The 11,763-nt window shown below is 67.6% G+C and carries 15 protein-coding genes and 1 tRNA gene; 8 read left to right on the plus strand and 8 right to left on the minus strand.

Going from position 1 to position 11,763, the window contains the following annotated elements:
- Positions 1–4 precede the first annotated feature (4 nt).
- Together B840_RS03795 and B840_RS03800 are read left to right on the plus strand one after the other, a co-directional pair.
- A complete protein-coding gene (locus tag B840_RS03795) occupies positions 5–388 on the plus strand; it encodes a hypothetical protein (protein WP_156971829.1) in 384 nt (127 codons plus the stop codon).
- Between the two features lie 21 nt (positions 389–409).
- Positions 410–486: transfer RNA gene (locus B840_RS03800), tRNA-Leu, on the plus strand.
- Between the two features lie 118 nt (positions 487–604).
- Here the strand turns inward: B840_RS03800 and B840_RS03805 are convergent.
- From B840_RS03805 to B840_RS03815, 3 genes are all read right to left on the minus strand, one after another.
- Entirely contained in the window at positions 605–1,093 is a 489-nt protein-coding gene (locus tag B840_RS03805; RefSeq protein WP_042621034.1) for a nucleoside deaminase, read from the minus strand.
- A gap of 121 nt (positions 1,094–1,214) precedes the next feature.
- Complete coding sequence (locus B840_RS03810) at positions 1,215–2,231, minus strand: CNNM domain-containing protein (RefSeq protein ID WP_042621035.1); 1,017 nt, start codon at positions 2,229–2,231, stop codon at positions 1,215–1,217.
- The gene (locus tag B840_RS03815; RefSeq protein ID WP_042621036.1) at positions 2,231–3,592 is read right to left on the minus strand and encodes a hemolysin family protein; all 1,362 of its coding nucleotides are present in this window, start codon (positions 3,590–3,592) and stop codon (positions 2,231–2,233) included. Before B840_RS03815 ends, B840_RS03810 begins: the two co-directional genes overlap by 1 nt.
- A 212-nt stretch (positions 3,593–3,804) precedes the next feature.
- Between B840_RS03815 and B840_RS03820 the strand changes: the two genes are divergently transcribed.
- Positions 3,805–4,641 carry a Bax inhibitor-1/YccA family protein gene (locus B840_RS03820; protein WP_042621037.1) on the plus strand — a complete coding sequence of 279 codons (837 nt, stop codon included), beginning with the start codon at positions 3,805–3,807 and terminating at the stop codon, positions 4,639–4,641.
- Between the two features lie 42 nt (positions 4,642–4,683).
- Here B840_RS03820 and B840_RS03825 read toward each other — a convergent pair whose 3' ends face one another.
- The 4 genes from B840_RS03825 to B840_RS03840 all read right to left on the minus strand — a co-directional run bounded on the left by B840_RS03825 (position 4,684) and on the right by B840_RS03840 (position 6,793).
- A complete protein-coding gene (locus B840_RS03825) occupies positions 4,684–5,265 on the minus strand; it encodes an SRPBCC domain-containing protein (protein ID WP_052491079.1) in 582 nt (193 codons plus the stop codon).
- Between the two features lie 107 nt (positions 5,266–5,372).
- Positions 5,373–5,627: a hypothetical protein gene (locus B840_RS03830; RefSeq protein ID WP_052491080.1), complete on the minus strand. Its 255-nt coding sequence runs from the start codon at positions 5,625–5,627 to the stop codon at positions 5,373–5,375.
- Positions 5,628–5,667: 40 nt separating this feature from the next.
- Positions 5,668–6,192: a transcription elongation factor GreA gene (gene greA / locus B840_RS03835; RefSeq protein WP_042621038.1), complete on the minus strand. Its 525-nt coding sequence runs from the start codon at positions 6,190–6,192 to the stop codon at positions 5,668–5,670.
- Positions 6,193–6,331: 139 nt separating this feature from the next.
- Entirely contained in the window at positions 6,332–6,793 is a 462-nt protein-coding gene (locus tag B840_RS03840; protein WP_042621039.1) for a DUF4307 domain-containing protein, read from the minus strand.
- Between the two features lie 148 nt (positions 6,794–6,941).
- Between B840_RS03840 and mca the strand changes: the two genes are divergently transcribed.
- The 5 genes from mca to B840_RS03865 all read left to right on the plus strand — a co-directional run bounded on the left by mca (position 6,942) and on the right by B840_RS03865 (position 10,803).
- Entirely contained in the window at positions 6,942–7,817 is an 876-nt protein-coding gene (gene mca, locus B840_RS03845; RefSeq protein WP_042621040.1) for a mycothiol conjugate amidase Mca, read from the plus strand.
- 15 nt (positions 7,818–7,832) lie between these two features.
- Positions 7,833–8,126: a hypothetical protein gene (locus B840_RS03850; RefSeq protein WP_042621041.1), complete on the plus strand. Its 294-nt coding sequence runs from the start codon at positions 7,833–7,835 to the stop codon at positions 8,124–8,126.
- A gap of 231 nt (positions 8,127–8,357) precedes the next feature.
- Entirely contained in the window at positions 8,358–9,455 is a 1,098-nt protein-coding gene (locus B840_RS03855; RefSeq protein WP_042621042.1) for a 3-deoxy-7-phosphoheptulonate synthase, read from the plus strand.
- Positions 9,456–9,486: 31 nt separating this feature from the next.
- Positions 9,487–10,263: an isoprenyl transferase gene (locus tag B840_RS03860; RefSeq protein ID WP_042622496.1), complete on the plus strand. Its 777-nt coding sequence runs from the start codon at positions 9,487–9,489 to the stop codon at positions 10,261–10,263.
- A 9-nt stretch (positions 10,264–10,272) separates the two neighbouring features.
- Positions 10,273–10,803 carry a flavodoxin domain-containing protein gene (locus B840_RS03865; protein WP_042621043.1) on the plus strand — a complete coding sequence of 177 codons (531 nt, stop codon included), beginning with the start codon at positions 10,273–10,275 and terminating at the stop codon, positions 10,801–10,803.
- Here B840_RS03865 and coaA read toward each other — a convergent pair.
- Complete coding sequence (coaA, locus tag B840_RS03870; RefSeq protein ID WP_042622497.1) at positions 10,800–11,726, minus strand: type I pantothenate kinase; 927 nt, start codon at positions 11,724–11,726, stop codon at positions 10,800–10,802. The two genes, B840_RS03865 and coaA, sit on opposite strands and share 4 nt — an antisense overlap.
- Between the last annotated feature and the right edge of the window lie 37 nt (positions 11,727–11,763).

An 11,763-nucleotide genomic window follows, 5' to 3' on the forward strand; every position in this document is an offset into this window, starting at 1 on the left:
CGCCGTGCCGCCGTCAACGTTCGTGCGCGCATCCTGGGTGAGCGCACTCTGCGGGGTGCTGGTCCTGGCGCATCTGCTGGCCACCCAGCCCCGCAGCGTGGCGGATCTCGGCCTGTTCTACTTCCTCGCCGGATACCTCGGGATCGTGGCCGCGGTAGTCGCCGCCGGCACCCTGGATCTCAGACCCGGGAAGATCGAGGCGGAGGGTCTCCGGCCCGCGGTCGTCGGGCACGCGATCAGCGGCGCCGCCGTTCTACTGGTGTTTATCCGGACGACGCTGCCCGGTGCCACCGGACTGGAACTCGTCTTCGTCCCGCTCGGGTTCGGCATCGGACAACTACCCGTGATGTGGGCACTGGTTGCCCGCCGCTCCGGGGGCATGCCCTAAACTTGTCCTGTCTCCGCTGACGCCCCCATAGCCCAATTGGCAGAGGCAGCTGACTTAAAATCAGCAGAGTGTCGGTTCGAGTCCGACTGGGGGCACCAAGTGAAGTCCCGCGACATCGTTCCTCCGGTGCCGCGGGACTTCTCATTGTCAGTGCCGCGGCGGGACCAGGCTCCCGAAGCGTGGGTGACTGGTGCCAGGCGACACACCGGACCTGTCTCAGACAGCGTGCCCCCTGTTTTGGTTGCGGAACAGGGACTTCACCCGCTCCGCCAGTTCGGGGTCCGGCCCCTCCACCCGGATGCCCGGGACGATGTCCTGGACCGGGATCCCGGCCACGGGCGATGCGGGGAGATCCAGCTCGGCGCGCCAGCCGGAGATCTGTGCGGCCGATGCCGCGTAGACGATCCGGCCCAGGCCGACCCAACCGTGGGCGGCCGCGCACATGGGGCAGTGTTCGCCGGAGGTGTAGACGACGGCCCGGGAGCGGCCTTCGGGGGTGAGGTTGCCCGCCGCCCAGCGGGCGAGTGCGAATTCCGGGTGGCGGGTGTCGTCACCGCCTGCCGTGCGGTTGTGGTCGGCGAAAAGTTCTGTTCCGTCGGCGGCGACGAGAACGGAGCCGTAGGGGTCATTTCCGGTTGTCAGGGCCTGTTCTGCCAGGTCAACGGCCCTGGCGAGCCACTGTTGATCGAGATCAGAGATGGTCATGCTGTCAGCCTAGGCGGGAGGCGTTCCTTACATGGGCGCATGCGCATTTTCGGATTCCGTTCCCACGGCGGCCCGGAACCGGGCAGTCTGCGCCGGGCCGCGGGCAAGGTGATGGTCACCCTCACTGAGTGCGGCCGAGCTCCCCGCCGATCTTCGGCCACAGCCGGCTGAGGATGTCCTCCCAGGTGATCACGCTGACGCCGTCGCTGTCGTCCACGACCACCGCGACCTGCTCGTTGTTGGCGCGCATACGGTCGAGGGCCTCGGAAAGCGTCATCGACTCCGCGAGGACGAGGGTGGGGCGGGAGTAACTCTCGGCGGGTTGCGCCGGGTCCACCAGGAGCGTGTCGCGGACGTGCACCAGGTGCGGGACGTCGGACTCCGCGTCGATGAGGGCGCGCATCGTTCCGGTGGAGTGGGCCCAGTGGTGGACGTCGGCGACGGTGGAGTCCGCGGGCAGAACTTTCCGCGGGGTGACGGCGTCGCCGAGGGTGAGCACGTCCAGGTTGATGACGCCGGAGATCTGGGTGGCGTCGGTGCTGTCGAGAGCGCCCTGCTCGTGGGAATGCTCGACGAGATTCTGCAGCGTCTCGACGTCGTAACCCTTCGCCGCGGCACGCTCGACCGGTTGCTCGCCGGCCCGGAGGACCAGCCGGTTGGCGATGGTGTTGATCCACAGCAGCAGCGGCCGGAAGACGGTGATGAAGCCGCGGGCGGGACGGGCGACGAGACGCAGCGCCTTCTCCGGGTGCGCGATGGCCCAGGATTTCGGCGCCATCTCGCCGACGACGAGGTGCAGGAATGTCGCGATGAACAGTGCCAGCGCGAAGGAGACCGCGTAGGACACGGCCGAGGGGAGCGGGGTCGCCTCGAAGAGGTCGACGAGCAGGTGGTGGATCCACGGCTCGGAGATGGAACCCAGGGCGAAGGTCGCCGCGGTGATGCCCAGCTGGGCGCCGGCGAGCATGACGGTCAGCTCGTTGAGGCTGCGCAGGCCGGCGCGCGCCGAGGCCGAGCTGTCCGCCGTCTCCTCGAGACGGTTGCGGCGGGCGGCGAGCAGAGAGAACTCGATGACCACGAAGAACGCGGAAACAATGATGATGAGGGCGGTCAGGGGGAGGGCGACATACCAGTGCATTAGGAGCGGTCCTCCTCGACCAGGTCGATACGTACTTCGGAGGGGACGTGGTGGTCCACCTTCTCCACCTTCACTTCCAGCAGGCGCACGGGGGTGTCGCCGCGCTCGACGTAGTCTTCCGGCTCGGCCGCGAGCTCGATCCGGTGGATCTCACCCTCCTCCACCAGACCGCCGGTATGGGCGATGAGCAGCCCGGAGATGGTCACGAAGTCGCCGCGGGGCAGGTCGTGGCCGATGACGCGCTCAATCTCGTCCAGGGGGGTGTCGCCGTCGACCAGCCACGTGCCCTCGCCGGCGGGGGTGATCTCCTCGGTTTCGTCGGCGTCGTGTTCATCGCGGACATCGCCCAGAATCTCCTCGGCCAGGTCCTCGATGGTGATGATGCCGACGAAGCCGCCGTACTCGTCGATGACGCACGCCAGCTGCTCGTGGGCCTCCTCGAGGGAGTCCACTGCGGAAGGCAGCGGCATGAGCTCGGGGACGACGAGAGCTTCGCGCATGATGCGGGTGACCGGGGTGGCGTGGGGCAGCTCGGTTCCGAGCACGTCCACGAGGTGGACGACGCCGACCGGGTCGTGATCGTCGCTGATCACGGGATACCGGGTGTGGGCCTTCGCCATGAGGGCGCGGACCTCGCCGATGGTGGTGGAGGTGTCCACCACATCCGTCCGGGAGCGCGGCACCATGGCGTGCTCGACGTCGTATTCGTGGAAGTCGAGGAGACGGTCGAGCACCAGCGACGTCCCGGTGTCCAGGTCGCCGCTCTCACGGGAGGCGGAGACGATGTGCTCGAGGTCCCTCCTCGTCGCGGTCGAATCGACGTCCTCGAGCGGCTCGATCCTGAACAGACGCAGCAGGGCGTTGGCGGAGGCGTCGAAAAGCGTGATCAGCCAGCCGAAAAGACGCATGTACCACCGGGTGGAGCCGGCCAGGGCCAGCGAGGACTTCAGCGGAGCGGCGAGCGTGTAATTCTTCGGGAAGAGCTCGCCGAAGATCATCTGGACGACGGTGGAGACGGCCAGAGCGAGGACGGTGCCGACGGCCACGGACACTCCCACCGGCACGCCCGCCCCGCCGAGCAGCACGCCGAGCTGCCGGCCGACCAGCGGTTCAGCGGCGAAGCCGACGAGGAGTCCGGTGACGGTGATGCCCAGCTGGGCGCCGGAGAGCATGAAGGAGGTCCGGTCCGTGACACCGAGGGCGGCCAGTGCCCGCTTGTCGCCCTCGTCCGCGCGCCGGCGCAGAACGGTGCGGTCCACCGACATGAAGGCGAATTCCTGGGCGACGAAATAGCCGTTGAACGTGATCAGGACGCCGATGACGAGGACGCCGATCAGGAGGGTGACAAGTGCAGTGATCATGCCGTCCCCCCTGGTTCCGTGGGGTCAGAGGGACGGTACGAACATTCAGGGGGCTCCATTTCGGAGAGGCCACCTTCACTTTCTGCTGATCGACTTGACGGGTGTGAGCGAATTCTACGGGAGGATCGCTCATCACGGGAACTAAGCGGACCTTTGTTACGTTGTACCGGGTAGAAAGCACTGTTGAAAAGAGAAAGGCTCGGGGCTTTATTTTGCGAAGCAGCAACCCTGTCATGAATTCACTCACCACGGCCAAGGGCGGTGTGCAGCGAGGTGTGTACCCGTCGGGTGCACCGCAGGGTTACGGCGACCCCTACGCCGGTTACGGCCAGGCACCCGCCGCCGCCGCCGGCGGCGACCGTCCGATGACGGTGGACGACGTCGTCGCCAAGACGGGTATGACCCTGGGCGTCATCGTCGCCTTCGCCGTGCTCAACTTCGGCATCGCCGTGTTCGTGAGCATGGGCCTCGCGCTCATCCTCACCGCGGTCGGCGCCATCGGCGGCCTCATCACCGTGCTGGTGGCCACCTTCGGCAAGAAGTACGGCTCCGCTGCGGTCACCCTCATCTACGCCGCTTTCGAGGGCCTGTTCGTCGGCGGCATCTCGCTGCTGTTCACGGGTATGACGGTCGGCGGTTCCGACGGTTTCGTCCTCATCGGCCAGGCCATCATCGGCACCGTGGGCGTGTTCCTCGGCATGCTCTTCGTCTACAAGACGGGCGCGGTCAAGGTCACCCCGAAGTTCAACCGCATCATGACCGGCGCGCTGGTCGGCGTCCTGGTCCTCGCGCTGGGCAACCTGCTGCTGGCCATGTTTACCGGCAGCAACCCGCTGCGTGACGGCGGCATGCTCGCCATCGTCTTCTCCCTGGTCTGCATCGGTCTGGCGGCCTTCAGCTTCCTGTCCGACTTCGACGCTGCCGACAAGATGATCCGCGCCGGAGCCCCCGCCAAGATGGCCTGGGGTGTCGCCCTCGGCCTGGCGGTGACCCTGGTCTGGCTCTACACGGAGATCCTGCGTCTGCTGTCGTACTTCCGCAGCAACTAGTTCCACCCGCGAAAATGGACCCGCCTCGGCGGGTCCATTTTTTTATCCGAGGTAGAAGGCGATGGTGCGGTCGGCCCGGGCCTGAGCTTCGGTGGGGTCGACGCCGACGTCGGCAAGCGCCTGCGACCAGGCCTGGGCAACCTCCCGGATGAAGGTCTCCTCCTCGCCCTCCTGCGAATCGGTCTCCATCGCCAGATGGAAATCGAGGGCGGCCAGGGAGCTGTCCCAGCCGATGCCGCCGGCAGCGGGGCCGTAGGTGTCCCAGTGCTCGTCCGCGGCACCGAGGTGGGTGACGGTGATGAGGGTGCCCGGGTCGGCGGGGGAGAGGGTGATCTCGACGGTGCCGAGGTCGCCCGTGTCGTCCCAGTTCAGAAGGAGACACTCTTCGGGGGTGCACGTCAGGATGGTGCCGGAGACGCCGCTGCCCGTGAGCTGGAAACGGCCGCCCTCGGAGAGCTCGCCGCCGACGGGCTCGAACCAGTGCTCCAGCCGGTGAGGGTCGGTGAGCGCGTCCCACAGGTCGGCTGCGGAGGCGGCGTAGCTGCGGGAGAGCTCGACCCCGACGCCGGCGCCCTCGCGGACCACTCGACGCTCGACGAGGGGGATCTGATCAACCAGGTTCATGGGTACCTCTCTCGGAAAATGGCGGTGAAAAACACGGAACCCGGGCTGGCGGCGCCGAAAACGGAGGCGCCGGTGACCCGGGTGCGACGTGAAAGATCTGCGTCGTGCTAGTTCTGGAGGGGTTCTTCCCCGACCACGACTGCATCGTTGCCGAAGGTGCCGTCGACCGGGGTGGTGGTCGTCGTGGCCGTGGACGACTCCTCGGAGTTCTCCTCCGCCGCCGGCGGAGCCTTGAACTCCGTGGCGGTGTCGACCTTCAGATCGGAGGGCTGCTCGTTCGGCGGGGAGCAGGCGGCGAGCGCGAGGGCGAGCGAAGCGGCGCCTGCGGCTGCGGCAGCCTTACGGGCGAAGGTGCGGGTCATGGTGGGGATCCTCCCTGTAGTCACTGATTCGGATAAGAGATTACTTGCCCGCGCGCGGAGTTGCGGCGAGTTGGGAATCGTACGGTGCCGCGGACTCGAGAGTCACGCTGAGGGTGGCCCCGTTCGGGGCTGTGTACTCGCGCGTCTCGCCCTCCTGGGCGCCCAGCAGTGCTGCGCCGAGAGGGGAGTGCTCGGAGTAGGTCTCCAGGTCCTCGTTGTCCGTCGCGGCGGCGCGGGTTCCGATGAGGAAGGTCTCCTTGTCGCCCTTGTCTCCGTTGTAGTAGACGTGGACGACGGAACCGACCAGGGCGACGCCCTCGACGACACCCTCGCGCTCCGTGGTGGAGTTGGCCAGGATCTCGGAGATCTGCTTGATGCGGGCCTCCTCCTGGTCCTGCATCTCGCGGGCGGCGTCGTAACCGGCGTTCTCCTTGAGGTCACCCTCTTCGCGACGCTCGTTGATCTCGGCGGCGACGGCCGGACGGTGATCAACCAGTGCCTGAAGCTCGTGCTCGAGCTTCGCCTTCATTTCCGGGGTGATGTACTGCTTCTGGTTTTCAGCCATGGCTACGTGACGTCCCTGCCTTCCCTATCCCTGGGTCCGGTGGGGCACATCCGACGGGGAGCCTCATGCCCCCAACAAGCGCGTCACCCACCGGTGTTAACAATTGTCAGGGATTTTAACACAGGTGGCCGCGGCCCGATCACTCGGAGGCGGCGCCGGGCCCGGTGGTCAGGTGATCGGGGATCAATGTCGAACAGCCGTACACGCTGCCGGAGACCGGCAGATCGCGCGACGGGATGTCCACCTGGAAGCGCTGGATGGGGTCACCGCCCGGCGCGATGAGCAGCTCACGGCGCCCCACCTCGGCCATCTCGTAGTTGATGGCGGTGACGATGCAGTAGGACTCCACGTCCGGATCCTCCCGGGTCACGTCGACCCACAGGCGCATGGTCTGGTCGTCGATCCGCTCGTGGGACACCATGGAGATGGTCACGTCGCCGCGTTCGTTGTCGGCGGCCAGATACCGGGCGACGGCGACGGCCAGGCCCACGATGAGGACGACAGCGACGATGGCGATCATCTTTCCGCCGAGGTTCCTCTCCGTTTTCGGAGTGCGGTCCGCCCCGTAACGGGTGGCCGAGCGGTTGGCGGGAGTGCTCATCGATCATCCTCTGGAGGTGTGAGGGAAAATGTATCGGCATCATCCTAATCGACGCTCCCGGGAGCACCTGCTTTCCCATGTCCGGGGCGGGCCACTAGGATGGGACAGGTTGACACCACCACGAGCAACCAAGAAAAGGAAGCGACACGTGAGCGGATTCCGGCTCCTGGCTATTCATGCCCACCCCGACGATGAGGCATCGAAGGGCGCGGCGACGACGGCGCGCTACGCCGCCGAAGGCAACCGGGTCATGGTGCTCACCTGCACCGGCGGCGAACGCGGCGACATCCTCAACCCGGCCATGGACCGGCCCGGCGTGCTGGAGAACATCATCGACATCCGCCGGCAGGAGATGGCCACGGCCGCGGAGGCGCTCGGCGTCGAACACGTGTGGCTGGGCCACGAAGACTCGGGCCTCCCCCAGGGCGATCCGTTGCCCCCGCTGCCGGAGGGCTGTTTCGCCCTCGAACCCGGACACAGTGTGGCCCGCGAATTCGTGGGGATCATCCGCGAGTTCCGGCCGCACGTCATCGTCACCTACGACGAGAACGGCGGCTACCCGCACCCGGACCATTTGAAGGTGCACGAGGCGTCGATGATCGCGTGGGAGAAGGCCGGCGACCCGGACTTCGCCCCGGAACTCGGCGATCCGTGGGCCCCGCTGAAGCTGTACTACACCCACGGTTTCGTCCATCAGCGCATGAAGATGTTCCACGACCTGCTCGCCGGGGAGGGGCGCACCAGCCCCTACGGCCCGATGCTGGAAAGATGGGAACGCAACCCGGCGGACATCATGGCGCGGGTGACCACCCAGGTCGAGTGCGCCGGATTCTTCCCCCACCGGGAGGCGGCGCTGCGGGCGCACGCCACCCAGATCGACCCGGCCGGGGCGTTCCTGGCCACCCCGGCCGAGGTGCAGCAGAAGCTGTGGCCGACCGAGGAGTTCGAGCTCGCGAAGACCCGCGTGGCCACGTCACTGCCGGAGGATGACCTGTTCGCCGGCATCACCCCGGACAAGAAGTAGGTAGGAATCACAGTCATGGGAACACTCTCCCTGAGCGCCACGAACCTCCTGATCCTCGCCCAGCAGCAGCAGGGCGGACCGCTCGGGCCGGAGTTCGGCAAGGCCTCGCCCATCGGCCTGCTCGTCCTCGCCGTCCTCGGCGTCGCGGTGATCTCCCTCGGCTGGGCCTTCCACCGCCGATTCAGCCGCTACAACCGCCGCCGCGCCTTCGCCGAGGCCAACGGCCTCGACGTGTTCGACCAGGAGGCGGTGGACCGCGCGATGGAGGAGGCCGGTCTGCTCGACCGGCGCAAGAAGAGTTGGTTCTAGTGCGCGCCCGGAGGGTGTGCTAGAGTATCCTGCATGTTCGTGAAGCGATTTTATTTTGGTGAGGCTCCGGGGCTGCATGACAGCCACCGCCGTCCCGCCGAGTCGCCTGCGCGCTAGTCGCCCGCGAACCGACGAACACCCCGGAGCCGAGCAGCACCTCCCCGATAAATCGGGTCGAGGGGCTGCTTTTTGTTTTGCCCGGGCACCCTCCCCAACGAAAGGTTCCCCCCCATGACCGTCGCCACCTACGCCTCCACCTCCAACCGCCGTGTCGTGGCCTTCCACGACCTGCCCAGCCCCGAGGACGTCCGCTCCCGCCTGCCGATGACGCCCGCGCAGGAACAGCGGGTGGAGAGGGACAGACAGCAGATCGCCCGCATCTTCAACGGCGAGGACGACCGCCTGGTCGTGGTCGTCGGCCCGTGCTCGATCCACGACCGTGAGGCCGCCCTCGACTACGCCAACCGTCTGGCGCCCCTGGCCGCCATGCTGGAGCAGGACCTGAAGGTGGTCATGCGGGTGTACTTCGAGAAGCCGCGCACCACCGTCGGCTGGAAGGGCCTGATCAACGACCCGCACCTCGACGGCTCCTACGACGTCAACCACGGCCTGGAGCTGGCGCGCCGGGTCCTGCTCGAGGTGGTCAACCTCAACCTGCCCACCGCCAGCGAGTTCCTCGAACCGAACTCCCCGCAGTACTACGCCGACCTGGTGTCCTGGGGCGCGATCGGCGCCCGGACCACCGAGTCGCAGGTGCACCGCCAGCTCGCCTCGGGCATGAGCATGCCTATCGGCTTCAAGAACGGCACCGACGGCAACATCCAGGTGGCGGTGGACGCGGTGGCGGCTGCCTCGAAGCCGCACTTCTTCTTCGGCACCTCGGACGGCGGTCGACCCGCCGTCGTGGAGACCGCCGGAAACGAGAACTGCCATGTCATCCTGCGCGGCGGAACGGCCGGCCCGAACGCGGACGCGGACTCGGTGGAAGGGGTCGTCGAGAAGCTCCGCGGGCAGACGGCAACCCCCCGGCTGATGATCGACGTCTCGCACGCGAACTCCGGCAAGGACCATGTCCGGCAGGCGGAGGTGGCCGGGGACGTCGCGGAGCAGATTGCCGCGGGCAACGATGCCATCGCCGGCATCATGATGGAATCCTTCCTCGTCGAGGGGGCGCAGTCCCTCGACACCGCCAAACTCCGCGTCAACGGCGGAGGAGGACTCGTCTACGGGCAGTCCGTCACCGACGCGTGCATGAACATCGACACCACCGTCGACCTGCTCGGTGAACTGGCCGCGGCAGTCCGCGAGCGCCGGACCCGGCGGCAGTAGGGTGCCGGGGCGGCGGGCCGGACGCACTACACTGGCACCTGTGAAATTGTCCCGCCTGCTCTACCCGCTGTATGAAGCCCGCCTCGTCCGTGAACTGAAGGGCGCCCGGCAGCCGAAACACATCGCGATCATGGCCGACGGCAACCGTCGGTGGGCCCGCGCGGAGGGGCATTCCGACGTCAGCCACGGCCACCGCGCCGGGGCGAAGAAGATCGGCGAGGTGGTGCGCTGGTGCGAGGAGACCGACGTCGAGGTCGTCACCGTGTACCTGCTGTCCACCGAGAATCTCGGGCGGGACGCACAGGAGCTGGAGATGCTCTTCGGCATCATCGGCGACGTGGTCGACGAGCTCTCCAGCGGCGACCACACCTGCTGCGTCCGGCTCGTCGGGCACCTCGACCTCCTGCCCAGGGACGTCGCCGAACGCTGGAGCGCCGCCGCGGACAGCACCTGCGGGAACACGGGCCTGACAGTCAACATCGCCGTCGGTTACGGCGGCCGGCAGGAGATCGTCGACGCCGTCCGCAACCTCATCGACGAGGAGGTCGCCGCCGGAACCACCGCCGGGGAGCTGTCGTCGAAAGTGACCGCGGACTCTCTGTCGCACCACCTCTACACCTCGGGGCAGCCCGACCCCGACCTGGTCATCCGCACCTCCGGCGAGCAGCGGCTCTCCGGATTCCTGTTGTGGCAGGCCGCCTACTCGGAGATCTGGTTCACCGACACCTACTGGCCGGCGTTCCGGCGCATCGATCTCCTCCGCGCACTCCGTGACTACTCCCACCGCAGCCGTCGATTCGGAAAGTGACCCCCTCCCATGACCAACGTTCTCTACGAGTCCGCCTACGGTTCCACCCGCCAGTACGCAGAGACGCTGGCCGCCCGGCTGGGGACCGTCGCGCAGCAGCTTTCCGACGCCGACCCGGCCGCCCTCCGCAGTTCACCGGAGCCGTTGGTGGTGCTCTCCTACGTCCACGGCCCGTCGATTCCGGCCGCGGGCTTCGTCGCCGACCACGACCTGGGAGCCCGGCCCGTCGCGGTGTGCGCCGTCGGAATGACCCTCCTGGAGGACGCCCGCGCCAAGGACCAGATGGCCGGCGCGCTGGGGAAGAAGGGGGAGGTCGCCCGCTTCTACCTGCCGGGACGGCTGAGCTATTCCACGATGGGGCGCAAGCACAGGATGATCATGTGGGGCATCATCAAGGCGCTGAAGGCGAAGCGGGAGGCCGACCGCAGCGCCAACGACCGGGCGATGATCGACTCCTACGACCGCGACACCGACCGGGTCGACCCGGCGGAGCTGGACCAGGTCGTGCAGTGGGCGGAGGCGCAGGGGCACCGCAGCTAGATCTTGCGCATCCGCACCCGCTCGACGAGGTGGTCGGCGCCTTTGCGCAGCACCAGGGAGGCGCGCACCCGGGTGGGCAGGATGTTCTCCACCAGGTTCGGCAGGTTGATGGACTGCCAGATCTCCCTCGCCGCGGCGCGGGCGCTGGCGTCGCCGTACTCGGCGTAGTGCCCGAAGTGGGCCCCCGGCTCGCGGAAGGCGGTGGAGCGCAGCTGGAGGAATCGCTCGATGTACCACCTCTCGATGTCCTCGGTGCGGGCGTCCACGTACACGGAGAAGTCGAAGAGGTCGGAGACCATGAGCGTGGGGCCGGTCTGCAGGACGTTGAGCCCCTCGACGATGAGGATGTCTGGCTGGGTGATGGTCTGCACCTCGCCGGGGACCCGGTCGTAGAGCTTGTGCGAGTACACCGGGGCGTCGACCGAGGCCCGGCCCGATTTCACGTCCGTGACAAATCTCAGCAGGGCGCGCTGGTCGTATGACTCGGGGAAACCCTTTCGGGCCATGAGCCGGCGTTCGTGGAGCTCCGCCGCCGGCAGGAGGAAACCGTCGGTGGTGACCAGATCGACGCGGGGGTGCGAATCCCAGCGCTGCAGGAGGACCTGCAGGAGGCGGGCGGTCGTCGATTTGCCGACGGCCACGGAGCCGGCGACGCCGATGATGAAGGGGACGTGTCCGGAGCCGGTGCCCAGGAAGGTCTCGGTGGCGGCGATGAGCTTCTGGCGCGCGGAAACCTGCAGGTGGATCAGTCGGGAGAGCGGCAGGTAGACTTCGGCCACCTCGGCCAGGTCGACGGATTCTCCGATGCCGCGCAGCTGCGCGAGGTCATCCTCGGTCAGGACCTGGGGCATGGACTTTCGCAGCCCCCGCCAGGTGGCGCGGTCAAAATCCACGTACGGGGTGTGGTCCTTGGGTCGGGACATGAACCCCATTGTGTCACCTGCCTCACCTCTACCCTGG

Origin of the sequence: Corynebacterium marinum DSM 44953 (assembly GCF_000835165.1) — a bacterium.
In the GTDB taxonomy this organism is placed as follows: Bacteria; Actinomycetota; Actinomycetes; order Mycobacteriales; family Mycobacteriaceae; genus Corynebacterium; species Corynebacterium marinum.

Coding starts and splice junctions, on each gene's coding strand:
- B840_RS03805 (WP_042621034.1), bottom strand. CDS start 1,093: ATGACCATCTCTGATCTCGATCAACAGTGGCTCGCCAGGGCCGTTGAC.
- B840_RS03810 (WP_042621035.1), bottom strand. CDS start 2,231: ATGCACTGGTATGTCGCCCTCCCCCTGACCGCCCTCATCATCATTGTT.
- B840_RS03815 (WP_042621036.1), bottom strand. CDS start 3,592: ATGATCACTGCACTTGTCACCCTCCTGATCGGCGTCCTCGTCATCGGC.
- B840_RS03825 (WP_052491079.1), bottom strand. CDS start 5,265: ATGAACCTGGTTGATCAGATCCCCCTCGTCGAGCGTCGAGTGGTCCGC.
- B840_RS03830 (WP_052491080.1), bottom strand. CDS start 5,627: ATGACCCGCACCTTCGCCCGTAAGGCTGCCGCAGCCGCAGGCGCCGCT.
- greA (WP_042621038.1), bottom strand. CDS start 6,192: ATGGCTGAAAACCAGAAGCAGTACATCACCCCGGAAATGAAGGCGAAG.
- B840_RS03840 (WP_042621039.1), bottom strand. CDS start 6,793: ATGAGCACTCCCGCCAACCGCTCGGCCACCCGTTACGGGGCGGACCGC.
- B840_RS03850 (WP_042621041.1), top strand. CDS start 7,833: ATGGGAACACTCTCCCTGAGCGCCACGAACCTCCTGATCCTCGCCCAG.
- B840_RS03855 (WP_042621042.1), top strand. CDS start 8,358: ATGACCGTCGCCACCTACGCCTCCACCTCCAACCGCCGTGTCGTGGCC.
- B840_RS03865 (WP_042621043.1), top strand. CDS start 10,273: ATGACCAACGTTCTCTACGAGTCCGCCTACGGTTCCACCCGCCAGTAC.
- coaA (WP_042622497.1), bottom strand. CDS start 11,726: ATGTCCCGACCCAAGGACCACACCCCGTACGTGGATTTTGACCGCGCC.